At 69.4% G+C, this 23369-nt stretch carries 20 protein-coding genes; 10 read left to right on the plus strand and 10 right to left on the minus strand.

Annotated elements, in window-relative coordinates:
• The 5 genes from ACTHK2_RS03555 to ACTHK2_RS03575 form a co-directional block, all read right to left on the minus strand.
• A partial coding sequence (locus tag ACTHK2_RS03555; RefSeq protein WP_440244318.1) for an FAD-dependent oxidoreductase occupies positions 1 to 1614 on the minus strand: 1614 nt, incomplete at its 3' end.
• 93 nt (positions 1615 to 1707) lie between these two features.
• Positions 1708 to 3045 carry a PP2C family protein-serine/threonine phosphatase gene (locus ACTHK2_RS03560; protein ID WP_440244319.1) on the minus strand — a complete coding sequence of 446 codons (1338 nt, stop codon included), beginning with the start codon at positions 3043 to 3045 and terminating at the stop codon, positions 1708 to 1710.
• Positions 3042 to 4058, minus strand: coding sequence for a zinc-binding alcohol dehydrogenase family protein (locus tag ACTHK2_RS03565; protein WP_440244320.1), 1017 nt, complete (start codon positions 4056 to 4058; stop codon positions 3042 to 3044). The genes ACTHK2_RS03560 and ACTHK2_RS03565 overlap by 4 nt, the downstream gene beginning before the upstream one ends.
• Before the next feature lie 133 nt (positions 4059 to 4191).
• On the minus strand, positions 4192 to 4800 hold the full coding sequence (gstA, locus tag ACTHK2_RS03570) for a glutathione transferase GstA (RefSeq protein WP_440244321.1): 609 nt from the start codon (positions 4798 to 4800) through the stop codon (positions 4192 to 4194).
• Between the two features lie 42 nt (positions 4801 to 4842).
• Positions 4843 to 5244, minus strand: a complete 402-nt coding sequence (locus ACTHK2_RS03575; protein WP_440244322.1) for a DoxX family protein — start codon at positions 5242 to 5244, stop codon at positions 4843 to 4845.
• A gap of 151 nt (positions 5245 to 5395) precedes the next feature.
• Between ACTHK2_RS03575 and ACTHK2_RS03580 the strand changes: the two genes are divergently transcribed.
• Positions 5396 to 6337, plus strand: a complete 942-nt coding sequence (locus ACTHK2_RS03580; protein ID WP_440244323.1) for a LysR family transcriptional regulator — start codon at positions 5396 to 5398, stop codon at positions 6335 to 6337.
• An 8-nt stretch (positions 6338 to 6345) separates the two neighbouring features.
• Here the strand turns inward: ACTHK2_RS03580 and ACTHK2_RS03585 are convergent, their stop codons facing one another.
• Together ACTHK2_RS03585 and ACTHK2_RS03590 are read right to left on the minus strand one after the other, a co-directional pair.
• Positions 6346 to 7380: an aldo/keto reductase gene (locus ACTHK2_RS03585; RefSeq protein ID WP_440244324.1), complete on the minus strand. Its 1035-nt coding sequence runs from the start codon at positions 7378 to 7380 to the stop codon at positions 6346 to 6348.
• A gap of 28 nt (positions 7381 to 7408) precedes the next feature.
• Positions 7409 to 8641 (minus strand): MFS transporter, encoded by a 1233-nt coding sequence (locus tag ACTHK2_RS03590; RefSeq protein ID WP_440244325.1) that lies wholly within the window; start codon positions 8639 to 8641, stop codon positions 7409 to 7411.
• 97 nt (positions 8642 to 8738) lie between these two features.
• Between ACTHK2_RS03590 and ACTHK2_RS03595 the strand changes: the two genes are divergently transcribed.
• The 5 genes from ACTHK2_RS03595 (at position 8739) to ACTHK2_RS03615 (ending at position 16865) form a co-directional block, all read left to right on the plus strand.
• The gene (locus tag ACTHK2_RS03595; RefSeq protein ID WP_440244326.1) at positions 8739 to 9680 is read left to right on the plus strand and encodes a LysR family transcriptional regulator; all 942 of its coding nucleotides are present in this window, start codon (positions 8739 to 8741) and stop codon (positions 9678 to 9680) included.
• A 104-nt stretch (positions 9681 to 9784) separates the two neighbouring features.
• Positions 9785 to 11359 carry a choice-of-anchor Q domain-containing protein gene (locus tag ACTHK2_RS03600; RefSeq protein WP_440244327.1) on the plus strand — a complete coding sequence of 525 codons (1575 nt, stop codon included), beginning with the start codon at positions 9785 to 9787 and terminating at the stop codon, positions 11357 to 11359.
• A 209-nt stretch (positions 11360 to 11568) separates the two neighbouring features.
• Positions 11569 to 14178, plus strand: coding sequence for a Fe/S-dependent 2-methylisocitrate dehydratase AcnD (gene acnD, locus ACTHK2_RS03605; RefSeq protein WP_440244328.1), 2610 nt, complete (start codon positions 11569 to 11571; stop codon positions 14176 to 14178).
• A gap of 60 nt (positions 14179 to 14238) precedes the next feature.
• Complete coding sequence (gene prpF / locus ACTHK2_RS03610; protein WP_440244329.1) at positions 14239 to 15441, plus strand: 2-methylaconitate cis-trans isomerase PrpF; 1203 nt, start codon at positions 14239 to 14241, stop codon at positions 15439 to 15441.
• A 269-nt stretch (positions 15442 to 15710) separates the two neighbouring features.
• Positions 15711 to 16865, plus strand: a complete 1155-nt coding sequence (locus ACTHK2_RS03615; RefSeq protein ID WP_440244330.1) for an OmpA family protein — start codon at positions 15711 to 15713, stop codon at positions 16863 to 16865.
• Between the two features lie 400 nt (positions 16866 to 17265).
• Here ACTHK2_RS03615 and ACTHK2_RS03620 read toward each other — a convergent pair whose 3' ends face one another.
• The gene (locus tag ACTHK2_RS03620) at positions 17266 to 18066 is read right to left on the minus strand and encodes an inositol monophosphatase family protein (protein WP_440244331.1); all 801 of its coding nucleotides are present in this window, start codon (positions 18064 to 18066) and stop codon (positions 17266 to 17268) included.
• 152 nt (positions 18067 to 18218) lie between these two features.
• On the opposite strand from ACTHK2_RS03620, the gene ACTHK2_RS03625 reads away from it, so the two are divergent.
• Positions 18219 to 18974, plus strand: a complete 756-nt coding sequence (locus ACTHK2_RS03625; protein WP_440244332.1) for an RNA methyltransferase — start codon at positions 18219 to 18221, stop codon at positions 18972 to 18974.
• A 93-nt stretch (positions 18975 to 19067) separates the two neighbouring features.
• Here the strand turns inward: ACTHK2_RS03625 and ACTHK2_RS03630 are convergent, their stop codons facing one another.
• Positions 19068 to 20396: a hemolysin family protein gene (locus tag ACTHK2_RS03630; protein ID WP_440244333.1), complete on the minus strand. Its 1329-nt coding sequence runs from the start codon at positions 20394 to 20396 to the stop codon at positions 19068 to 19070.
• 230 nt (positions 20397 to 20626) lie between these two features.
• Here ACTHK2_RS03630 and ACTHK2_RS03635 point away from each other — a divergent pair, with 230 nt between their 5' ends.
• Both ACTHK2_RS03635 and ACTHK2_RS03640 read left to right on the plus strand, forming a co-directional pair.
• A complete protein-coding gene (locus tag ACTHK2_RS03635; protein ID WP_440244334.1) occupies positions 20627 to 21256 on the plus strand; it encodes a DUF47 domain-containing protein in 630 nt (209 codons plus the stop codon).
• Positions 21257 to 21287: 31 nt separating this feature from the next.
• Positions 21288 to 22421 (plus strand): anion permease, encoded by a 1134-nt coding sequence (locus tag ACTHK2_RS03640; protein WP_440244335.1) that lies wholly within the window; start codon positions 21288 to 21290, stop codon positions 22419 to 22421.
• A 45-nt stretch (positions 22422 to 22466) separates the two neighbouring features.
• Here the strand turns inward: ACTHK2_RS03640 and ACTHK2_RS03645 are convergent, their stop codons facing one another.
• Entirely contained in the window at positions 22467 to 22871 is a 405-nt protein-coding gene (locus ACTHK2_RS03645) for a hypothetical protein (protein ID WP_440244336.1), read from the minus strand.
• A 47-nt stretch (positions 22872 to 22918) separates the two neighbouring features.
• On the opposite strand from ACTHK2_RS03645, the gene ACTHK2_RS03650 reads away from it, so the two are divergent.
• Positions 22919 to 23314, plus strand: a complete 396-nt coding sequence (locus ACTHK2_RS03650; protein WP_440244337.1) for an MGMT family protein — start codon at positions 22919 to 22921, stop codon at positions 23312 to 23314.
• Positions 23315 to 23369 lie beyond the last annotated feature (55 nt).

The following is a 23369-nucleotide window of genomic DNA, read 5'->3' on the forward strand; positions in this document are numbered from 1 at the left end:
GGGGTGCAGCGCAGGGTCACCGACACCCCAGTGCGCGAGCCAGTCCTCGGTGGTCTCGGCGGGGTCGTGGGGGCGGAAGTGCGCGACGTCCACGCCGATGCCGCCGGCGCCGATCACCGCGACCCTCCGGCCGGCCTCGACACTGCCGTCCAGCAGCGCGGCGTACGAGACGACCTTGGGGTGGTCGATCCCCGGGATGTCCGGGACGCGCGGCACGACGCCGGTCGAGACCACCACCTCGTCGTACGCCGCGAGGTCGGCCGCCGTGGCCCTCGTGCCGAGCCGTACGTCGACGCCGAGCACCTCGAGGCGGCGACGGAAGTAGCGCAGCGCCTCGGCGAACTCCTCCTTGCCGGGGATCCGCATCGCCAGCCGGAACTGGCCACCGAGCTCCTCGCGCTGCTCGAACAGCGTGACCCGGTCGCCGCGCTCGGCGAACGACACCGCCGCGCTGAGGCCGGCCGGGCCGCCGCCGACGACCGCGACCTGCCGCGGCCGCACCACCGGGGTCAGCAGCAGCGTGGTCTCGCGACCGGCGCGCGGGTTCATCAGGCAGGAGGCCTTGCGGTTCTCGAAGGCGTGGTCGAGGCAGGCCTGGTTGCAGGCGATGCAGGTGTTGATGTCGGTGGCGCGATCCTCGCGCGCCTTGCGCACCCAGTCGGGGTCGGCGAGCAGCGGGCGCGCCATCGATACCAAGTCGGCGTCGCCATCGGCGAGGATGCGTTCGGCGACCTCCGGCATATTGATGCGGTTGGTGGTGACCAGCGGGATCTTCACTTCCGCCTTCATGCGCCGCGTGACCCACGCGAAGCCCGCGCGCGGCACGCTCGTCACGATCGTCGGCACGCGCGCCTCGTGCCAGCCGATGCCGGTGTTGATGAGCGTCGCGCCGGCCGCTTCGATCTTCTTCGCGAGCGCGACGATCTCGTCCCACGCCTGGCCGCGCTCGACCAGGTCGAGCATCGAGAGTCGGTAGATGATGATGAAGTCGTGGCCGACCGCGGCGCGCATGCGCCGGATGTTTTCGACCGGGAAGCGCTGCCGATTCTCGACGCTGCCGCCCCATTCGTCCTCGCGCCGGTTGGTGCGCTCGGTCAGGAACTGGTTGATGAGGTAGCCTTCCGAACCCATGACCTCGACGCCGTCGTAGCCGGCGTCGCGCGCCTTGCGCGCGCAGTCGACGAAATCCGCGATCGTGCGCTCGACGCCGCGCGCCGACAGCGCGCGCGGCGTGAACGGCGTGATCGGCGACTTCACCTTCGACGGCGCCACCGACAGGGGATGGTAGGCGTAGCGGCCCGCATGGAGGATCTGCAGGCAGATGCGACCGCCTTCGGCGTGGACCGCGCGCGTGATGCGCCGGTGCGGTGCGACCTGCCACGGCATCGACAGGCGGCTCGCGAACGGCGTGAGCCATCCGGCGATGCTCGGCGCGAAGCCGCCGGTGACCATGAGGCCGACGCCGCCGCGCGCGCGCTCGGCGAAATACGCGGCGAGCTTGTCGAAATCGCGTGCGCGATCCTCGAGTCCGGTATGCATCGAGCCCATGAGCACGCGGTTCGGCAGGGTCGTGAACCCGAGATCGAGCGGGGCGAACAGGGAGGGATAGCGCACGGGCGGCCTGGCGGATTCAAACGATCGTATGAAGATGCCCGGAATATGCGCCGCCGACAAGCGCCCGGCGCCTGTCGCCGCGGCGACCATCACTCAGTGCGCGATGCGCAGCACGACGAGTGTCTGGTCGTCGCTGCCGATGACGCCGCCCTGGTGGGCGACGAGTTTCCGGCGCAGAAATGCGAGCAGCTCATCCGGTGGTTCGGGCCCCGTGCGCACGAGTTCGGCGAGGCGCTCCTCGCCGAACGGCTCGCGGTTCGCGTCGCGTGCCTCGATCACGCCGTCGGTATAGAGCACGAGGATATCGCCGGATTCGACCTCGAAACTCTCGTTCTGCCAGGCATGTTCGCGCAGCACGCCGAGCGGGATCTGCGTACCCGCGCCGTGGCGCTGGATGCGGTTGCCGCGCCGCTGCAGCAGCGGCGGGTGGCCGGCGTCGACGAAGGTCGCGCGGCGCAGGTCCGGGCGAGAGAGCAGCGCGAACGCGGTGAGGAAATGGCCGCGGCTGCGCCGCGAAAAGAAATGGCGGTTGGCGTAGGTGAGGGCGCCGGCGGGGCCGGCGTCCTCGTCGCCGTCGTAGGTGCGCAGGATCGCATCGAACTGCACCGCTTCCATCGCGGCGGCCGCGCCGTGGCCGGATACGTCGGCGAGCATGAGCGCCCAGATGTCGGCGCCCGGGTCGACGAAATCCCGCGGCGCGTACTGGGTGAGCGGCATGAGGTCGTAGTAGTCGCCGGCGGCCGTCTCCGCCGGCTGCCAGTGCGCCGCGTATTCGAGGCCGCGGATGGCCGGGTCGTCCGGCAGCAGCAGGCGCTGCACGTCGGCGATGCCTTCGATGGCCTTGCGCTGGCGCACCGTCTCGTCGCGCAGCGCACGCGTCGCGAGCGGGCGCACGATGAGGTTCGCGGCGAGGTTCACGTCGGCGAGCGTCGCGGCGAGGTCCAATGCGTCGAAGCGACCGGCGGCGTGGCTGCCGAAGGCGAGCCAATGGCGCACGGCGCCGGCATTGGCGATGGGCACGCCGAGCACGGCCGCGGGTGCGCCGAGTGCCCGCGCGAGCGGCGTGCCGGCGAGCAAAGCGTCGACATGGACGACGCGCGGTTCACGCCGCGCGAGCAACGCCGCCGCGAGCGCATCGGCGAACGGAGGCGTGCGGTCCTGCTGGCCGAGCGGGTCGACATTGGCGACGCGTTCGACGCCGGTGTCGTCGACGAGCCCGGCGAGGCGGCATTGGCCTTCCGGGTAGCCTGCCACCTGAAACAGCGCGAGCGAACAGCCCGGCAGCGTCGCTGCGAAGTGTGCGTGCAGCGCATGCAGCGCGGCGGCGGAATCCCCGTCGAACGCGCCGAGCGCGAGCATCTGGTCGAGCGTGAGCGGCATCGCGCGATTGTCGGCGACGACGCGCCCGCGCGCGAGCCCGCGTCGCGTCACCAGCCGGAGAGCACGAGTTTCCCGATCGTCTGGCCCGATTCCAGGCGGCGGTGCGCCTCGCGCAGGTTCGCCGCGTCGATCGGCGAGAGCGTCTCGCCGAGCGTGCCGGCGAGTTCGCCGGCGTCGACGAGCGCGGCCACGCGTTCGAGGATGCGGCCCTGCTCGGCCATGTCCGCGGTGCGGAAGCGCGGCCGCGCGAACATCATTTCCCAGTGGATGCCGATGCACTTCGCCTTGTAGGGATCGCCGATCTTCAGCGCGCCCCTGGGTTCTACGATGAGGCCGACGTGTCCCTGCGGCGCGATGAGCGTGCCGAGTTCGTCCCAGTAGCGGTCGGTGTCGGCGAGGTTGATCGCGGCGTCGACCGCTTCGAAGCCGAGCGCGGCGAGCTGCGGCGCGAGCGGCCGGCGGTGGTCGATCACGTGGTGCGCGCCCAGTCGCCGGCACCACGCGATCGTCTCCGCGCGCGACGCGGTCGCGATGACGATGAAACCGGCGCGCCGCGCGAGCTGGATCGCGATCGACCCGACCCCGCCCGCGCCGCCGATTACCAGCAGCGACTTGCCGGCGCCGCCGTCGTCGACATCGAACGGCATGCGCTGGAACAGGAGCTCCCACGCCGTGATCGCGGTGAGCGGGAGCGCCGCGGCCGCGGCGAAGTCGAGCGTGGCGGGCTTGCGCGCGACGAGGCGCTCGTCGACGAGCTGGTACTGCGCATTGCTGCCCGCGCGCGTGACGTCTCCCGCGTAGTAGACCGCATCGCCGACGTGGATGTGCGTGACCGCGTCGCCGCTCGCCTCGACCACGCCGGCGGCGTCGTAGCCGAGCACCTTCGGTTGCGATTCGACGCCGGGCTTGGGCGCTCGCAGCTTGGTGTCGACCGGGTTGACCGATACCGCTTCGACGCGCACGAGGACGTCGCGGCCCTGCGGCTCGGGGCGCGGCAGCTCGACATCCACGAGCGACTGCGGATCGTCGATCGGCAGGTAGCGGGTGAGGGCGACGGCTTTCATGCGCTTTCTCCACGGCTTCGGGGTCTGTCCACGATAGGCGCGCGCGCCGCCGTGAAAAAGGCGGCACGCGCGGAATCATTCTCAAGGATCCGTGGAGAATGCGCGCCGCAGCATCGTGCGGCGCGCCAGCCACTCAGCGCGCGAGCCCTTCCGCGGCGAGCGCGGCCTTGACCATCGGTCGCGCCGCGACGCGCGCGCGGAACGCGAGCAGGTTCGGGAACGGCGTGAGGTCGAGGCCGACGAAACCGGACCAACCGGTCACGACGAACAGGTACGCGTCGGCGATCGTGAAACCGGCGCCGGTCAGGAATGGCGTCGCGGCGAGTGCCTGCTCCACGATCGCGAGGCGCCGGCCGAGCAGGGCGAGTGCCTGCGGCTTGTACTCCGCCGGCGGGTCCGGCTTGAACAGCGGCGAATAACCCTTGTGCAGCTCGCTCGTGACGAAGTTGAGCCACGCTTGCAGCCGGTAGCGCTCGAAACTGCCGTTCGCCGGTGCAAGCCCGCTCGAGAGTGCGCGGTCGGCGATGTACTGCAGGATCGCCGGCCCTTCGGTGAGCACGACGCCGGGTTCGATTTCGAGCACAGGCACGTAGCCGGCGGGGCTGATCGACTGGAAATCGCGATCGTCCTCGGTGCGCTTGGCCGCGAGATCGACCTTCACGAGATCGAACGCGAGACCGGCTTCGCGCAGCGCGATGTGCGAGGCCTGCGAGCACAGGCCGGGACCGTAGTAGAGACGCATGGAATGACTCCTCGTAGGACGTGGGTGGAAGGAAACGGCGGATCAGGTCGCCGCCGTCGCCGCGCCGCGCAAGGCGGCGAATGCGCCCGGGCCGAGCAGCGCCTGCGCGAACGAGACGAGCGCGATGAACAGCGGGTATTCCCAGCCGCCGCCCTCGTTGGCGAACTCCCAGCCGTTCGCCGCGTGCGGCAGGATCGCGCCGAGTGCGATGAGGCCGAGCACGACGGCGACAGGGCGCACGAACACGCCCGCGATCAGCGCGAGGCCGCCGAGCAATTCGGCCGCGAACACCGGGTAGACGAGCGGGCCGGGCAGGCCGTGCTGTTCGAACCAGGCCACGGTACCGGGCAGCGTGAACACGACGAGCTTGAGCAGGGCATGGGCCAGGAACAGCACGCCGAGAGCGAGGCGCAGCAGGGCGGCGCCGACAGCAGATGCTTGCATCGCAATCTCCAGTGGATGCCGGCACGGCCGGCGGTCCGCACACGCTATGGATTGCCGATCTGCACGTAAATCAGCAAACATCGCAATTCTCGTTTGCAATATCGCAACGCCCGATGCGATGCTTCCGGCGACGGCCGGGGAGCACGACGCCATGTTCGACTGGAACGACCTGCGCCACCTGCTCGCGATCGCGCGCGGCGGCAACCTCGCCGCGGCCGCGCGCAGCCTGTCGGTGAATCATTCGACGGTTTTCCGCCGCCTCGCGGCGTTCGAGGACGCGCTCGGCGTACGCCTGTTCGAGCGCCTGCCCGAGGGGTACGTGCTCACCGCGCAGGGGGAGACGATCCGTGCGCACGCCGAGCAGGTCGAGCAGTCGATCCATGCGCTCGAGCGCGCCGTCGCCGGCAGCGACTTCCGCCTGTCCGGCGACGTGCGCATCACGACCGCGCCGAATCTCGCGAGCCACTACATCGCGCGCTACCTGCCCGCGTTCCGTGCATTGCATCCGGATATCCGCGTCGAAATCGCCGCCGCCGACAGCGACTTCGATCTCGCGCGCCGCGAGGCCGACCTCGCGTTGCGCGCGACGACGGAGCCGCCCGACTACCTCGTCGGGCGCAAGGTCGTCGACCTGCCGTGGCTCGCCTGCGCGAGTCGTGACTACCTTTCCGGGCACGGGCGCCCGCGCACGACCGATGAACTCGCCGCGCACGCGCTGATCGGGGCCGATCGGCGCTTCGCACGCCTGCCGGTGTTCGCCTGGCTGCACGCGCGGCATCCGTACGAACGCTTCGTGGCGCGCGCGGGTGACCTCAACACGATGGCCGCGCTCGCTGCCGCGGGCCTCGGCATCGCGTTGCTGCCGGCCGACCAGGCCGATGCGTCGCTCGTGCAACTCTTCGCCGTCGAACCGCCGTTCTCGTCGCCGTTGTGGCTGCTCACGCATCCGGAACTGCGCCACGTCGCGCGCATCAAGGCACTCGCCGACTTCCTGTACGGGCACCTGCGCGATGATCCGCGCCTGCGCGCGCACGCGATCGTCACGGCGGCCAAGCCGCCGCCGCGGATGCGCCGCGCGCGTGGCGCGCGCTGAAGCGCCGCTCAGACCGGCGGCGGGTTGCGCTCGGCGAAACCGGCCTGGTGCCAGTACGGGTAATACGGATATGCGGTCGTCTTGCGGCTCGCTTCGTCGAGCCTGGCGATCTGTTCCGGCGTGAGGCTCCAGCCCACCGCGCCGAGGTTCTGCTTCAGTTGTCCTTCGTCGCGTGCGCCGATGATCACGCTCGACACCGTCGGCCGCTGCAGCAGCCAGTTGATCGCGATCTGCGGGATCGTCCTGCCGGTCTGCGCGGCGATGTCGTCGAGCGCATCAACGACGCGGTACAGCTGCTCGTCGTCGACCGGCGGCCCGAACTCGGCGCTGTCGTGCAGGCGGCTGTCCGCCGGCAGCGGTCGACCACGGCGGATCTTGCCGGTGAGGCGGCCCCAGCCGAGCGGGCTCCACACCATCGCGCCGACGCCCTGGTCGAGGCCGAGCGGCATGAGTTCCCACTCGTAGTCGCGACCGATCAGCGAGTAATAGGTCTGGTTGGCGACGTAGCGCGACCACCCATGGCGATCGGCGACCGCGAGCGACTTCATGAGGTGCCAGCCGGAAAAGTTCGACACGCCGAGATAGCGGATCTTGCCCGCGCGCACGAGGTCGTCGAGCGTGGAGACGGTTTCCTCGATCGGCGTCTTCGCATCGAAGCCGTGCAACTGGAACAGGTCGATGTAGTCGCTGCCGAGGCGCTGCAGGGCGGCGTCGATCGCGCGCAGGAGGTGGAAGCGCGAGGAGCCGACGTCGTTCGGACCGTCGCCGCTGCGGAATGTCGCCTTGGTCGAGATCAGGACCTTGTCGCGCCGGCCCTTGATCGCGGCGCCGAGGATCGATTCCGATGCGCCGCTCGAGTAGACGTCGGCGCTGTCGAACAGCGTGAGGCCGGCGTCGAGGCAGATGTCGACGAGGCGCTTCGCGCCGGCGACGTCGGTGTTGCCCCATGCGCCGAACAGCTTGCCTTCGCCGCCGAACGTGCCGGTGCCGAAACTGAGCACCGGGACCTTGAAGCCGGAGCGGCCGAGATGACGGTATTCCATTGCGAACCTCCGAGAGTGGATGCAGGGGTCAGTGTGCGCTGCACGGCGCCGTGCGGGTATGCGCCGCGGTGGAAGCGGTCGCGCGCCGTTCGCGCGCATGGGTGAAGGCGGCGACGCCGAGCCCCGCGAAGGTGACGAGCGCGGCGACTGGGCCGAGTGCCGCGAGACCGCCACCGTGGTCGATGACGACGCCGCCGAGCCAGGCGCCGAATGCGTTGCCGAAGTTGAACGCGCCGATGTTGAGGCTCGAGGCGAGCGATTCGCCGCCGCGCGCCGCATGCAGCACCGACGCCTGCAGCGGTGCAACGATCGCGAACGCGGCGGCGCCGAGCAGTCCGACGCCGATCGCAGCGGCGATTGGCGAATGGATCGCCAGGCCGAAGGCGAGTTCGACCAACGCGAGCACGGCGAGCGTGCCGATGAGCGCGCCGCGCAGCGAGCGGTCGGCGAGGCGTCCGCCGAGCAGGTTGCCGGCGATCATGCCGGCGCCGAACAAGAGCAGGATCGGCGATACGGACGCGGCGGAGAAGCCGGCGACGTCGATCAGCGCCGGTTGCACGTAGGTGTAGACGGTGAACACGCCGGCGAAACCGAGCATCGTGGTGAGCAGGGCGAGCAGCACCGGCGCGCTGCGCACGGCGGCGAACTCGCGGCGTACGTCGAGCGCCTGCCCCGACGCATCGTCCGGCACCAGGGCGAACACGATCGCGCTCGCGACGGCACCGATCGCGGTTACCGCCCAGAACGTCGCGCGCCAGCCGAGCTGCAGCCCGAGCCACGCGCCCGCGGGCACGCCGAGCAGGGTCGCGACGGTGAGCCCCATGAACATCACCGAGATCGCCGACGCGCGGCGCTCCGGCACGACGAGGCCGGCCGCGACGACCGCGCCGACGCCGAAGAACGTGCCGTGTGCGAGCGAGGTGACGACGCGTGCGGCCATCAGCAGCGCGTAGTTCGGCGCGAGTGCACAGGCGAGGTTGCCGACCGTGAACACGAGCATCAGCGCGAGCAGCACGTGCTTGCGCGGCATGCGCGCGGTCGCGACGGTGAGCAGCGGCGCGCCGAAGAACACGCCGAGCGCGTAGCCGGAGATCAGCAGGCCCGCGCTCGCGATCGTCACGTGCAGGTCGGCGGCGACCTGCTGCAGCAGGCCCATGATCACGAACTCGGTGGTGCCGATGCCGAACGCGCCCGCGGTGAGCGCGTAGAGCGCGAGCGGGAGGCGCGGGCGGGCGGAAGGCATGGCGGGCAGGGCGGACATCGGCGGCTCGGGTTCGAAGGCGGAATGGCAGCGTAGGCCCGGCCCGCTCGATGAAAAACCTTTGATATCGCCAAGCTCTTTCGCCAAAGTATTGAAAATGGATCGCCTCGACGACATCGCCCTGTTCCTGCGCGTGCTCGACCTCGGCTCGATCAGTGCGGCCGCGCGCAGCCTCGATCTGTCGGTCGCATTGGCGAGCCAGCGCCTCAAGCGTCTCGAGCAGCAACTCGGCGTGCGCCTGCTGCACCGGACCACGCGGCGTCTGCATCCGACCGCCGAAGGCACCGCGCTCGCCGAACGCGGGCGCGCGCTCGTCGACGATCTCGAAGCGCTCACCGGCGAACTGCGCCGCGGCGGCGGCGAGGCCTCGGGAACCCTGCGCGTGACGGCCTCGGCCTCGTTCGGCCGCCAGTACCTCTCGCCGTTGCTGCCGGCATTCCTTGCGCGCTATCCCAAAGTGCGCATCAACCTCGACCTCAGCGATCTCATGAAGGATCTGGTGAGCTCGGGCTATGACCTCGCCGTGCGCATCGGCGTACTCGAGGATTCCAATCTTGTCGCGCGCAAGATCGCGACGAACCGCCGCGTGCTGTGCGCCTCGCCCGATTATCTCGCCCGCCACGGCGTGCCGCGGGCGCCCGACGACCTCGAGCGGCATGAATGCCTCGTGCTCGTCGGCAGCCAGGGGCGCCAGGACGTCTGGCGCATGAGCGACCGCAACGGCCGTGAAGTCGCGGTGCGCGTCGGTGGACGCTTCGAGTGCAATTTCGGCGAGGCTCTGCGCGACGCCGCGGTCGGCGGCCTCGGCATCGCCCTGCATTCGACCTGGCACGTCTGCGAGGATCTGCGCAGTGGCCGCCTGCGCCAGGTGCTGCCGGCGTACACGCTCGCCGAATCGGGCATCCACGCGGTGATGCCGCAGCGCCGGCTCGTCCCGGTGCGCGTGCGCGCCTTCGTCGACTTCCTCTGCGAGCAGTTCGCCGAGCCGCCGTGGGAGCGCGATGTTTCGCCGCCGCGCGTGTCGCAGCCTCGTTCCTGACGAGGTTGGCAGAACGCATCGGCACTCGCGCAATGTGATCGGCCACGCGCCTGCGGTGGCGGCGCGCTGGCATAGTGCGGACATCCTCCGGTCGGCGGGTGCGCATGCGTATGATCTACGGACTCACGCTCCGCTGCGTGGCGCTGCTCGCGGCTGCACTCGTGCCATGCTGCGTAGTGCCGCTCGCGGCCGCTCAATGCGCACGCACGGGCGACACGGTGTTCGGCTCGGGGTTCGAGCGGCCACCGCTGCATGCCTACCATGTCTCCACCGCGGGCAGTGACGGTGCCGAAGGCAGCGCCGCGTCGCCATGGGCGACGATCCAGCATGCGGTCGACACGGTCGCCGCGGGCGATGCGATCTGCGTGCACGCGGGCGTCTACAACGAGCTCGTGACGATCGCGCGTTCGGGGTCCGAGGCGGCCGGGCCGATCGTGTTGCAGGCGGTACCCGGTGAAGCCCCGATCATCGAAGGTGCGGGCCTGCCGATTCCCGGAGGCCAATACGGCCTCGTCACGCTCGTCGACGCGAGCCATGTCGTCGTGGCCGGCCTCGAGCTGCGCAATTATGCGACCGCGTCGACCTCGAAGGTGCCGATCGGCTTGTACGTGACCGGCGCGGGCAGCGACGTCCGCGTGCTGGGCAACCACATTCACGACATCCGCACGACGGCGAACGGCTGCGCCGCGAATGCGTTCGGCCTCAAGGTGGACGGCACGCGCGCCCCCGCGTCGGTCAACCATCTCGTGATCGCCGGCAACGAGATCGACCATCTCGTGCTCGGTTGCAGCGAATCGTTCTCGCTCGACGGCAACGTCGAGCAATGGACGATCAGCGGCAACCACGTGCACCACACCAACAATATCGGCATCGGCGCGATCGGCTTCGAGGGCGTCGCGCCCGACCCCGCCTACGACCAGGCGCGCGACGGCACGATCGTCGGCAACGTGGTCCACGACATCAGCTCGTACGGCAACCCTGCCTACGGCAACGAGTACGCGGCCGACGGCATCTACGTCGACGGCGGCACGCGCATCACGATCGAACGCAACCTCGTGCACCACGTCGACCTCGGCATCGAGCTTGCGAGCGAGCACGCCGGACGAACGACCAGCCATGTCGTCGCCCGTTCGAACATCGTGCATTCGGGCAATTCGAGCGGCATCTCGCTCGGCGGCTACGAGGCCGGTGTCGGTGGCACCGAGCACTGCTCGGTGATCGGCAATACCCTGTTGCGCAACGACGTGCAGGGCACGGGCTCGGGTGAGCTGCAGGTCCAGTACCACGCGAGCGACAACCTTGTCGTCGACAACGTGTTGTACGCGGGGCCTGCCGGCGTGCTCGTCTACGCCTACACCAGCGACACCGCGGTGCCGGCGGTGTTCGACCACAATCTCTACTGGACCGACGCGGGTGCGGCGGGGGCGAGCTGGACCTGGCGTGGCACCGACTACGCCACTCTCGCGGCGTGGCGTGCGGGATCCGCGCAGGACGCGCATTCGCCGTTCGCCGATCCGATGTTCCTCGACCTCGCCGTGTTCGATCTGCGCGTCGCCACCGGCTCGCCGGTGATCGACGCGTGCAGCGCACCCGATGGTGGGCTCGCCGGCCTGCTCGACTACACGGGTCGTCCGCGCATCGCCGGCGCGGCGATGGATATCGGCGCCCACGAGCGTTGAAGCGGGAGCCTCGCGCCCGCATTTCCAAGGGCTGCCGCAGCCGTCGCGGACACGCGCCGCGCCGACCGCGCGCGCGCCGTCTGGCACAATAGGCGTTCCGGGAAGGCTGCGACGGACGCGGTCGCCGTCGTCGCATCCCGGTCGTGCCGCGCCGCGCGACGCCGGCGTGCCGTCCACCGCCTCCCGCCGACCGCCACCACGACATCGCCATGAACACCCGATTCCGCAAGCCGCTGCCGGGCACCTCGCTCGACTATTTCGATGCGCGCGCCGCCGTCGACGCGATCGAACCCGGCGCCTGGGCCACGCTGCCTTACACTGCGCGCGTGCATGCCGAAAACCTCGTGCGCCGCGCCGAACCGGACAAGCTCGACGCGTATCTCGGCCAGCTGGTCGGCCGCCGTCGCGATCTCGACTTCCCGTGGTTCCCCGCGCGCGTCGTCTGCCACGACATCCTCGGCCAGACCGCGCTCGTCGATCTCGCCGGCCTGCGCGATGCGATCGCGGAGCAGGGCGGCGATCCGGCCAAGGTGAACCCGGTCGTGCCGGTGCAGCTCATCGTCGACCATTCGCTCGCCGTCGAATGCGGCGGCTACGACCCGGGCGCATTCGCGAAGAACCGCGCGATCGAAGACCGCCGCAACGAGGACCGCTTTCACTTCATCGACTGGACGAAGAGGGCCTTCCGCAACGTCGACGTGATCCCGCCCGGCAACGGCATCATGCACCAGATCAACCTGGAGAAGATGTCGCCGGTGATCGGCGTCGAGGCGGGCGTCGCCTATCCCGACACCTGCGTCGGCACCGACAGCCATACGCCGCATGTCGATGCGCTCGGCGTGATCGCGGTCGGCGTCGGCGGCCTCGAGGCGGAGAACGTCATGCTGGGCCGCGCGTCGTGGATGCGCCTGCCGGACATCGTCGGCGTCGAACTCTCGGGCAAGCCGCAGCCGGGCATCACCGCGACCGACGTCGTGCTCGCGCTGACCGAATTCCTGCGCAAGGAAAAGGTCGTCGGTGCCTACCTCGAGTTCCGCGGCGAAGGCGCAGCGGCGCTCACCGTCGGCGATCGCGCGACGATCTCCAACATGGCGCCCGAGTATGGCGCGACCGCGGCGATGTTCTTCATCGACGAACAGACGCTCGATTACCTGCGCCTCACCGGTCGCAGCGACGAGCAGGTGCGCCTGGTCGAAACCTACGCGAAGGCCGCAGGCCTCTGGGTCGATGCGCTCGCGACCGCGCGCTACGAGCGCACGCTCCACTTCGACCTCTCCGGCGTCGCGCGCAACATGGCCGGCCCATCCAACCCGCACCGGCGACTGCCGACGTCGGCGCTCGCCGAGCGCGGCATCGCCGCGAACCTCGACGGTGCGCGCGCGCAGGAAGCGCAAGGCCTGCTGCCGGACGGGGCGGTCATCATCGCCGCGATCACGAGCTGCACGAACACGTCCAACCCCCGCAACGTGATCGCCGCGGCGCTGCTCGCGCGCAACGCGAACGCGAAGGGCCTCGTGCGCAAGCCGTGGGTGAAGACCTCGCTCGCGCCGGGTTCCAAGGCGGTGCAGCTCTACCTCGAGGAAGCCGGCCTCCTGCCCGAACTGGAGAAGCTCGGGTTCGGCATCGTCGCGTTCGCCTGCACGACCTGCAACGGCATGAGCGGTGCGCTCGATCCGAAGATCCAGCAGGAAATCGTCGAGCGCGACCTCTACGCGACCGCGGTGCTGTCGGGCAACCGCAATTTCGACGGCCGCATCCATCCGTACGCGAAGCAGGCGTTCCTCGCCTCGCCGCCGCTGGTGATCGCGTATGCGATCGCGGGCACGATCCGCCTCGACATCGAGAAGGACGTGCTCGGCCACGACGCCGGCGGCAAGCCCGTGCGCCTCGCCGACATCTGGCCGGACGACGCCGAGATCGATGCGATCGTGCGCGAGCACGTGAAGCCCGCGCAGTTCCGCCGCGTGTACGAGCCGATGTTCAGGATCGCGGTCGAACACGGTGACGCCGCGACACCGCTGTACGACTGGCGCCCGCAGAGTACCTACATCCGCCGTCCACCGTACTGGGAAGGCGCGCTCGCCGGCGAACGTACCCTGCGCGGGCTGCGTCCGCTTGCGCTGCTCGGCGACAACATCACGACCGACCACCTGTCGCCGTCGAATGCGATCCTGCCCGACAGTGCGGCGGGCGAGTACCTCGCCAAGATGGGTTTGCCGGAAGAGGACTTCAATTCGTACGCGACGCACCGCGGCGACCACCTCACCGCGCAGCGCGCGACGTTCGCCAACCCCAAACTCATCAACGAAATGGCGGTCGTCGACGGCGCGGTGCAGCAGGGTTCGCTCGCGCGCGTCGAACCCGACGGCAAGGTCATGCGCATGTGGGAAGCGATCGAGACCTACATGGAGCGAGGCCAGCCGCTGATCATCATCGCCGGTGCCGACTATGGCCAGGGCAGCTCGCGTGACTGGGCCGCCAAGGGCGTGCGCCTCGCCGGCGTCGAGGCGATCGTCGCCGAAGGCTTCGAGCGCATCCATCGCACCAACCTCATCGGCATGGGCGTGCTCCCTCTCGAATTCGAGACGGGCACGGATCGCAAGACGCTCGCGCTCGACGGCACCGAGACCTATGACGTCGTCGGTGCGCGCACGCCGCGCGCGACGTTGACACTGGTCGTGCACCGGCGCAGCGGCGAGCGCGTGGAGGTGCCGGTGACCTGTCGCCTCGACACCGCCGAAGAAGTCGCAATCTACGAAGCGGGCGGCGTGCTGCAGCGCTTCGCGCAGGACTTCCTCGAATCGACGCGCGCGGCCTGAGCCGCGCGTTTTCTCCTCCATGCCGGCGTCGCGCCGGCCAGCGACACGGGTCCACGATCGATGTCCACGCTAGCGCAGCTCCGCATTCCCGCCACCTACATGCGTGGCGGCACGTCGAAGGGCGTGTTCTTCCGCCTGCAGGACCTCCCCGCATTCGCACAGGTGCGCGGGCCGGCGCGCGATGCGCTGCTCGTGCGCGTGATCGGGTCGCCCGACCCCTACGGCAAGCACACCGACGGCATGGGCGGCGCGACGTCGAGCACGAGCAAGGTCGTGATCATCTCGAGAGCTTCCGTACCGGATCACGACGTCGACTACCTGTATGGCCAGGTGCCGATCGACGGCGACTTCATCGATTGGAGCGGCAACTGCGGCAACCTGTCCTCGGCGGTCGGGCCATTCGCGATCGCCAACGGCTTCGTCGACGCGTCGCGCGTGCCGCGCGACGGACTCTGCACGGTGCGCATCTGGCAGGCCAACATCGGCAAGACGATCATCGCGCACGTACCGATGCGCGACGGGGAGGTGCAGGAAACCGGCGACTTCGAGCTGGACGGCGTCGCGTTTCCCGCGGCCGAGATCCAGCTCGAGTTCCTCGACCCTGCCGACGAAGGCGACGACGGCGGTGCGATGTTCCCGACCGGCCGGGCCGTCGACCAGCTCGAGGTCGCGGGCGTCGGAACGTTCGAAGCGACCCTGATCAACGCCGGCGTGCCGATGGTGTTCGTCGAGGCCGCCGCGCTCGGCTGCGCCGGCACGGAGTTGCAGCCGGCGATCAACGAGAATCCTTCGCTCCTGGCCACGCTCGAGGCGATCCGTGCGGCCCGCGCCGTGCGCCTGGGTCTCATCGACGACGTCTCGAAGGCGGCCGCGCGCCCGCTCACGCCGAAGGTGGCATTCGTGGCCCCGCCGGCCGATTACGTCGCCTCGAGCGGCAAGCCGGTCCGCGCGGCCGACATCGACCTGCTCGCGCGTGCGATCTCGATGGGCAAGCTGCACCCCGCGATGATGGGTACGGCGGCGGTCGCGATCGCCACCGCCGCGGCGGTGCCCGGCACGCTCGTCAACCGGGTCGCGGGCGGCGGCAAGCGCGAGGCGGTGCGCTTCGGCCACCCGTCGGGCACCTTGCGCGTCGGTGCGCAGGCGCGCGAGGTCGGTGGCGCCTGGGTGGTCACCAAGGCGGTCATGAGCCGCAGCGCACGCGTCCTCATGGAGGGCGCCGTACGCGTTCCCGATGAAACCCACGCCGCTGCTGAGGCGTAGTCCCCGGAGCTGAACGCCGTGCCTCGCCGGGGCGACCGACGTTTGCATTTTGCGCCAACTGAGCGAAGCCTTAACGGCATCTTCACAATAGCGTTGGCGCAGCCCCTTGATATGGCTACACTGCCGCCGCAGCCCTGCGCCCATGCTAAAGTGTTAAGCGCTCGTTTCCCCGTCATGGATTTGGCGTAGACTAGGGAAAGGAGTGTGAGCGTCCTGCGGACATTGGGCGGGCACGCGTTGATACCAAAACGAGAGAGGAGTCCTCCAGAATGAAACGTAATGCCCTTAGTGCGCTCATCGCCCTGGCGCTCGTCGGCGGCAGCGCTGCCGTGCACGCGCAGGATTTCGGCAACTGGTACATCGCTCCGCGCATCGGCGCGAATTTCTCCGACAGCGACCGCATGACCGATACGTCCGTGTGGGGCGGCGTCGGCGTCGGCGTGTGGGTGAACCCGCACTTCGCAGTCGATTTCGAATACACCATGAACAATGCCGAGTTCGAGAACGACGCCTGGCGCGCCCACCACGAGTGGGAAAGCGTGGGCCTCGGCGTCAGCGGCCGCTGGTTCTTCGGTGACGAGGGCGCGCAGTGGCGTCCGTACGTGATGGCCGGCATCGGCGCGCTGCGTCATGCCGCCTATTCGGGCTACCTGCTCGATGGCCAGGGCTACGATCCGCACGGCTGGGATCCGATGGCCACCGTCGGCGGCGGCATCCAGTACAACCTGTCGGAGAACGTCGCGATCCGCGGTGAACTCGCGGCGCGTTGGGACCGCGACAACAACACGCGCGGCAACCTGTCCGACGCGCTCGGCTACAACGTCTCGCACAAGACCGGCTACGTCGACGGCATCGCCAGCGTCGGCCTCGTCTACAGCTTCGGCCACGCCGCTGCGGCTGCTCCGGCCGCTCCGGTCACGCCGCCCCCGGCGCCGGATTGCCACTCGCTCGACGACGACCATGACGGCGTCAACAACTGTGACGACCGTTGCGCGGATACGCCGTCGGGCACGATCGTCGGCCCGGATGGCTGCCCGCAGAAGGTCGTGATCGACCTGCGCGGCGTGAACTTCAAGTTCGACCGTCCGAAGAAGGGTGAGCACAACATCGATCCGACCCTCGCGGTCCCGACCTCCGATTCCATCGCGATCCTCGACCAGGCGGTCGACGCGCTGAACCGCTATCCGGAGATCAAGGTCGAACTCGACGGCCACACCGACTCCGTCGGCACCGACGCGTACAACCAGGGCCTGTCGGAGCGCCGCGCGCAGATCGTCGCGGACTACCTGACCTCGCATGGTATCGATGCCAGCCGCATCACGGCGGTCAAGGGCTTCGGCGAGACCCAGCCGATCGACACCAACTCGACGAAGGAAGGCCGTGCGCGCAACCGCCGTACCGAGCTGAAGGTCGAGAATCCGTAAGAAGGGTTCGCTTCACGCGACACGAAAAAGCCCGGCGCGAGCCGGGCTTTTTTTTTCGCGGTTTGTTTTGCGATCGTCCATGATCGCGGCACGATGGATTCCGCGCGCAGCACATGTGCTTCGCCGCATGAGAGTCCAGAAGCGGCCATCCCTGGCCGCACTTTCGAAGAACAGCACGCTCGAGTCGTGGCGTGGTACCGCGCGCGCTCATCCGGTCTGGAGCGCAACGTCGAGCCATCGAGGAAAAGCGCGGTTCCTTTCGTGTTCTTCGTGCTTCGGTCTTCTGCTTTGGCTGGGCATGCCGCATGCGCTTGGCTTGCGGTGTTCATGCGCAGGCCGGACGCGCGAATGCTAGGCCGGCACGTCCGATCGCGGTCGACCGGGTGTGCGCAGCGCGCTTTCAGCGCGCGAGCACCGGCGTCACTTCGGGCGCCATGGCCTTGACCATCGCGTTCGCGACGTGGACGTTGCCGGCGACGAGGTTGCCGGTTTCGGGGATGCCGTCACGGCCGGTGAAGTCGCAGTAGCGGCCGCCTGCCTCGCGCACGAGCAGGCAGCCGGCGGCCATGTCCCAGGGGTACAGGCCGATCTCGAAGTAGCCGTCGAGGCGGCCGGCGGCGACGTAGGCGAGGTCGAGCGCGGCCGAACCGGTGCGGCGGATGTCCTCTGCTTCGGCGAGCAGCGCGCGTGTCATGCCGAGCTGTGCATCGAGATGGCGTCGCTGGCGGTACGGGAAGCCGGTCACGAGCAATGCACCGCCGAGACCGTCGCGCTTGCCGACGCGGATGCGGCGGTCGTTGAGATAGGCACCGTCGCCCTTGCTCGCGGTGAACAACTCGTCGCGCAGCGGATCGTAGATGACGCCGACCACCGGCTCACCGGCTTCGAGCAGCGCGATCGACACGCAGAAATGCGGGATTCCGCGCAGGTAGTTGTGGGTGCCGTCGAGCGGGTCGATCGCCCAGACGTTGCGCGAGTTGCCGATCTGCCCCGACTCCTCGCCGAGGGTCGCGTCGCGCGGATAGGCGCGGCGCAGTTCGCGTATGATTTCCGCCTCGGCGAGCTTGTCGACCTCCGACACGTAGTCGTGGCGTTGCTTGGCGATCACCTCGAGGCTGTCCAGGCGGTTCATGTAGCGCAGGATGATCTGGCCGGCGGCGCGCGCGGCGCGCACCGCCACGTTGACGGCGGGTCTGGGCATGGCTGTTTCGCTGGACGGCGTGGGAAAGAACGGTCGCGGCGGCACCGCGCAAGCGGACTAGGGTAGCAGATCGGGCGCCTTTCATGCGATCGTTCGCGGTCGTGCCGGGCGGAACGCGATCGGCCCGACCGCATTTTTCGAACGACAACGCCGTGACATCGCCGCTCGACCTCGTCCGCTTCGTCCTCGTCCGCACCTCCCATCCGGGCAACATCGGCTCGGCCGCGCGCGCGATCCGCACGATGGGGTTGCACCGGTTCGCGCTGGTCGCACCCGAATCGTTCCCGCATCCGGAGGCGACCGCGCTCGCGGCGGGCGCGGGCGATGTCGTCGACGCGGCCGCGGTCCATGGGACGTTGCCCGAGGCGATCGCCGACTGCCGCCTCGTGCTCGGCGCGACCGCGCGCCGACGCGGCGTCGTGCTCGAGGAACTCGATCCGCGCGCGGCCGCGCAGCGCGTGCTCGCCGCGGCACTCGCGGGCCACCGGGTGGCCCTGCTGTTCGGCAACGAGCGTTCCGGCCTCGACAATGACGAGATCAAGCATTGCCATGCCGGAATCACGATTCCGGCCGATCCGACCTATTCCTCGCTGAACCTCGCCCAAGCCGTGCAGGTCGTCGCCTGGGAACTGCGCATGGCCTGGCTCGAGCGGCAGGCGGACGCGGCGCCCGTGCGCGGCGACGCGCGTGCGGACGCGGCCGAGATGGAGCAGTTCTTCGCGCACCTCGCGCGTACGCTCGACGCGATCGATTTCCACAAGGGGCGTTCGCCCGAGCGCATCCTGCAACGACTGCGCCGCATATTCCTGCGCGCGGCACCCGACGCGCGCGAGTTGCGCGTGCTGCACGGCATCCTCGCCGACGCGACGCGCATGGCCGGGAATGCGCGACGCGCGGGGCCGGGGTAAGCCCGCAGGGCGGGCCGAGCGCGCAGCGCGAGTCCCGCCGCTTCCCTCGCGAGATCGGAGAGGCGCCGCGGCACGCGCTCCGCGCGCACCGTCTTAGGCGCGTACGCCTTGTGATGGCGGTGCTTCCTCGACGCGCGAGATGAGCAGCTTGTCGATGCGCGCGCCGTCGAGGTCGACGACTTCGAAACGGAAGCCGCTCCAGCTGAAATGCTCGCCTGCCTGCGGTATGCGACCGAAGCGCGCCATGACCATGCCGGCGGCGGTGCGGTACTCGTGCTCTTCCTCGTCGGGCAACTCGGACAAGCCGAGCAACTCGCGCAGGTCGTCGATGGCGACGCTCCCGTCGACGAGCCAGCTGCCGTCCTCGCGCTGCACGATCGGGTACTCGGCAGGACCCGTCGACGGCGCGGCCGCCGCCTTGCCGAGCACGGCCGACAGCACGTCGTTGAGCGTGACGAGCCCGTCGATCTCGCCGTATTCGTCGACGACGAGCGCCATCGGCAGCTCCGCGTCGCGGAATTCCTCGAGCAGGTCGAGCGCGCGTGCGGTCGCGGGCACGTAAAGCGGTTCGCGCAATTGCTCGAACAGGTCGCCCGCGAGCGGGCGCGCGAGGCGGCCGATCACGCGCTTGGTCTCGAGCACGCCGAGTACCTCCTGCAGGCCGCCGCGGCAGACCGGATAGCGCGAATAGGGCGTTTCGCGCATCGTCGCGAGGTTTTCCTCGAGCGGCGCGTCGGCATCGAGCCAGGCGATGCGCGTGCGCGGCGTCATCACGCTGTCGGCGCTGCGGTCGCCCAGGCGCAGCACGCGATTGACCATGTTGCGCTCGTCGCTGTCGATCACCCCTTGGTCCGCGCCTTCGGCGACGAGCAGGCGGATCTCCTCTTCGCTGACGTTGCCGCGGCTGACGCGGTCCATGCGCAGCAGGCGCAGCAGCCAGCGCGTCAGTCCGATCAGCACGAAGGTGAACGGAGCGGCGAGCCATGCCATCGCGCGCATCGGCAGCGCGACCGCGATCGCGAACTTCTCCGGGTCGACGAGCGCGATGCGCTTGGGCGCGAGTTCGCCGAGCAGCATGTTGAGGAACGTGATGCCGGCGACACTGAGCGACACGCCGATCGCAAGGGCATAGGTATCGAGCAGGGGCAGGTCGAACGCGTCGAGGGCGAGGCCGATGCGATCGCCGATGCCGGCGCCGAGCGCGGCACCGGCGCTGATCTGCAGCAGGGTGATGAACACCTGCACGGTCGCGAGGAAGCCTTCCGGTTGCTGCACGAGGTCGAGCGCCGCCTGCGCGCGCCGGCTCTCGCGCGCGAGCTGCTTGAGGCGGCTCTGGCGCGCGGTCATGAGCGCCATTTCGCTGAGCGCGAAGAAGCCGTTGCAGAGCGCGAGCACGACGACGAGCAGGAATTCGATCAGCATCCGGGCCGGTTGTCCCCAGGGTGGCCGGGAGTCGTCGCCGACGCCCGGAACCGTAATGCGCGGCGCCCCGCGAGGCGCCGCCCGCGCCGGCGGGCACGGTCACGACCGAGTGTAGCAACGACGCGCCGGCGCGCGCTCGCGCGGCGCCCTGACACGATCCGGAAGCCGTGCGGTAACATACGCGCCGCTCGCGCGGTACCGGCGCGACGACCACAGGATACCCATCCCCCATGTTTTCGCTGCAGACGATTTTCGGCAAGGGCGACAAGTTCTACGGCCTGCTCGAGGCCAGCGCGGACGCGGCGCGTGATTCCGCCGCTGCGCTCGTCAAGATGCTCGCGACGCGCCAGCCGGCGATCTCGCTCGACGAGTTCACCCTCGCGCGCAAGCGCGAGAAGGACCTCACCGCGCAGATCAGCAGGGAACTCGTCAATACCTTCGTGACCGCGCTCGACCGCGAAGACATCGAGGCCTTGTCGGCGGCGCTCAACAAGATCACCAAGTCCATTTCCAAGTTCGCCGAGCGCTATTCGCTGGCCGCCGACCGCCTCGGCGACATCGACTTCGGTACGCGCGCCGCGCTGCTCGAGAAGGCCGCCGACGTCATCCGCCAGATGGTCGCGCAGTTGCGCAAGGGCATGAACCTCGAGGCGATGAGCGCGCTCAACGACCGCCTGCAGGCGATCGAGAACGAGGCCGACCGCCTGCTGCTCGAGCTGTACCGCGATCTCTACGGCGGCCGCCACGAGCCGATCCGCATCCTGCTGTTGAAGGACCTGTTCGAGTTGCTGGAGAAGGCGATCGACCGCTGCCGCGACGCCGGCAACGTCGTCTACCAGATCGTCCTCAAGAACTCCTGACCGTGCCGCAGGCGAGCAAGGATCGTCGTCGATGGAACTGACCCTCGTTCTGCTGGTCGTGCTCATCGCGCTGGCCTTCGAATACATCAACGGCTTCCACGACACCGCCAACTCGATCGCCACGGTGGTCGCGACCAAGGTCCTGAGCCCGGGCCAAGCCGTGCTGCTCGCCGCATCGACGAACCTCGTCGGCGCGCTCATCGGCACCGCGGTGGCGAAGACGATCGCGTCCGGGCTCATCGACACGAACCTCGTCGCGGTCACGCCGGTGGTACTGATCTGCGCGCTGCTCGGCGCGGTCATCTGGAATCTCATCACCTGGTGGTGGGGATTGCCGTCGAGTTCCTCGCACGCGCTCGTCGGTGGCCTCTGCGGCGCGGCGCTCGCCGCCGCGCACGACGACTGGAGCGCGATCCTGTGGGCGCAGGGCGGTACGCACTGGTGGGGCGAGAAGGGCGTGCTGCCGAAGGTGATCATGCCGATGGTGACGTCGCCCATCGCAGGCTTCGTGCTCGGCCTCCTGTTCATGGGCTTCCTGTTCTCCCTGATCGAGTATCTCGGTTCGCTCAAGGGGCCGTTGCAGCGGCTCGGCCGCACGCGTTTCGCCAACGCGTTCTTCGGCAAGGCGCAGCTCGTCTCGGCGAGCGCGATGGGCCTGTCACACGGCATGAACGACGCGCAGAAGACGATGGGCATCATCGCACTCGCGCTCGCGGCGGCAACCAGCGCCGGTACGCTCGACGGGGTGCCGTCATGGCTGCATTTCCTGCGCATCGAGCAGGACGCCACCAGGCAGTTCGAGATCGCACTGTGGATCAAGGTGCTGTGCGCGCTCGTGATGGCGGCCGGTACCGCCGTCGGCGGCTGGCGCATCATCAAGACGCTCGGCCACAAGATGGTCAAGCTGCATCCGATCAACGGCTTCGCGGCCGAAACCGCTTCGGCGAGCGTGATCCTCGCCGCATCGCACTTCGGTATCCCGGTATCGACGACGCACAACATCTCGGCGGCGATCCTCGGCGTGGGCGTCGCCAAGCGCGCCAATGCGATCCGCTGGACGATCGTCGAGCGCATGGTGTGGGCATGGATCCTCACCCTGCCCGTGACCGGTGGCATCGCCTGGCTGCTCGTGCGCGCCGCGCACGCCTTCGGCCTCGTCGGTTGAAGCGGGCATCGGTCGTCCCGATGCCTCAACCCGACCCCGCACCCCTCAGAACGTATCGCCCCCGTTCGAGATCGCCTGTTCCATGCGATCGCCCAGCGCGCCGAGTTCGGCGATCACGCGGTCGATCTCGGTCGGCGAGAGCAGCGTGTACGGGCGGTTCTCGCACAGCTGGAGGTAGGGCGAGCCTTCGAGGTCGCTCAAGGCGAGGTAACCGGTACGCTGCTCCCAGTTGAAGCGCAGGCAGCGCGTGCCGTCCATGCCGGCGTAGGGACCGATCGGCGTCGAGATGCGCAGGTACTTCGCGCCTTCCTCGTCTTCCATTTCCGCGAGGTAGACGCCCTGGTGGCGTCCGTCGGCGAGCGTCAGGTCGAAGCTGATGAGGTACGGATCGTTCGTGCGCAGCGCATGGCGGCTGCCGACATGGGAACGGATCTGTTCGAAACTCTGCACGAGGAAATCTCCGGCGGGTGCGACCTCTATGCTAGCGTGCGTGCGCCATGAAGTCAGTCCGGCCCGACACGCCACCCGCCCATCTCGCGATCCGCGCGATGATCGCCGCGATCCCGCCGGGGCGCGTCGCCAACTACGGTGAAATCGCCCGCCGCGCGGGGTTGCCGGGTCGTGCGCGACTGGTCGGTACGGTGCTGCGCGAGGCGCCGCCCACGCTCCACCTGCCCTGGTATCGCGTATTGCGTGCCGACGGACGCATCGCATTCCCGCCGGGCAGCCGGGCGTTCCGCGACCAGGTGCGCCGCCTGGCCGGTGAAGGCGTGCTCGTGCGCGGCGGTCGCGTCGATCTCGCCGTGCACGGTTGGGAACGCGACGTCGACCACCTGCTGTGGGGGCCGCCTGCAGCCGCGGCGAGGCGCGGATCGGCGCGCGCGAAAGCCTGAACTCATCGCGCAATTGCGGCGCCCGTCATGAACGCGGCCGCGCCGGAGGATTAGA

It is taken from the genome of Dokdonella sp. (genome assembly GCF_051958935.1).
Lineage (GTDB): Bacteria > Pseudomonadota > Gammaproteobacteria > Xanthomonadales > Rhodanobacteraceae > Dokdonella_A.

Coding starts and splice junctions, on each gene's coding strand:
- ACTHK2_RS03565 (WP_440244320.1), bottom strand. CDS start 4,058: ATGAAAGCCGTCGCCCTCACCCGCTACCTGCCGATCGACGATCCGCAG.
- gstA (WP_440244321.1), bottom strand. CDS start 4,800: ATGCGTCTCTACTACGGTCCCGGCCTGTGCTCGCAGGCCTCGCACATC.
- ACTHK2_RS03575 (WP_440244322.1), bottom strand. CDS start 5,244: ATGCAAGCATCTGCTGTCGGCGCCGCCCTGCTGCGCCTCGCTCTCGGC.
- ACTHK2_RS03580 (WP_440244323.1), top strand. CDS start 5,396: ATGTTCGACTGGAACGACCTGCGCCACCTGCTCGCGATCGCGCGCGGC.
- ACTHK2_RS03585 (WP_440244324.1), bottom strand. CDS start 7,380: ATGGAATACCGTCATCTCGGCCGCTCCGGCTTCAAGGTCCCGGTGCTC.
- ACTHK2_RS03590 (WP_440244325.1), bottom strand. CDS start 8,641: ATGTCCGCCCTGCCCGCCATGCCTTCCGCCCGCCCGCGCCTCCCGCTC.
- ACTHK2_RS03595 (WP_440244326.1), top strand. CDS start 8,739: ATGGATCGCCTCGACGACATCGCCCTGTTCCTGCGCGTGCTCGACCTC.
- ACTHK2_RS03600 (WP_440244327.1), top strand. CDS start 9,785: ATGCGTATGATCTACGGACTCACGCTCCGCTGCGTGGCGCTGCTCGCG.
- acnD (WP_440244328.1), top strand. CDS start 11,569: ATGAACACCCGATTCCGCAAGCCGCTGCCGGGCACCTCGCTCGACTAT.
- prpF (WP_440244329.1), top strand. CDS start 14,239: ATGTCCACGCTAGCGCAGCTCCGCATTCCCGCCACCTACATGCGTGGC.
- ACTHK2_RS03615 (WP_440244330.1), top strand. CDS start 15,711: ATGAAACGTAATGCCCTTAGTGCGCTCATCGCCCTGGCGCTCGTCGGC.
- ACTHK2_RS03620 (WP_440244331.1), bottom strand. CDS start 18,066: ATGCCCAGACCCGCCGTCAACGTGGCGGTGCGCGCCGCGCGCGCCGCC.
- ACTHK2_RS03630 (WP_440244333.1), bottom strand. CDS start 20,396: ATGCTGATCGAATTCCTGCTCGTCGTCGTGCTCGCGCTCTGCAACGGC.
- ACTHK2_RS03635 (WP_440244334.1), top strand. CDS start 20,627: ATGTTTTCGCTGCAGACGATTTTCGGCAAGGGCGACAAGTTCTACGGC.
- ACTHK2_RS03640 (WP_440244335.1), top strand. CDS start 21,288: ATGGAACTGACCCTCGTTCTGCTGGTCGTGCTCATCGCGCTGGCCTTC.
- ACTHK2_RS03650 (WP_440244337.1), top strand. CDS start 22,919: ATGAAGTCAGTCCGGCCCGACACGCCACCCGCCCATCTCGCGATCCGC.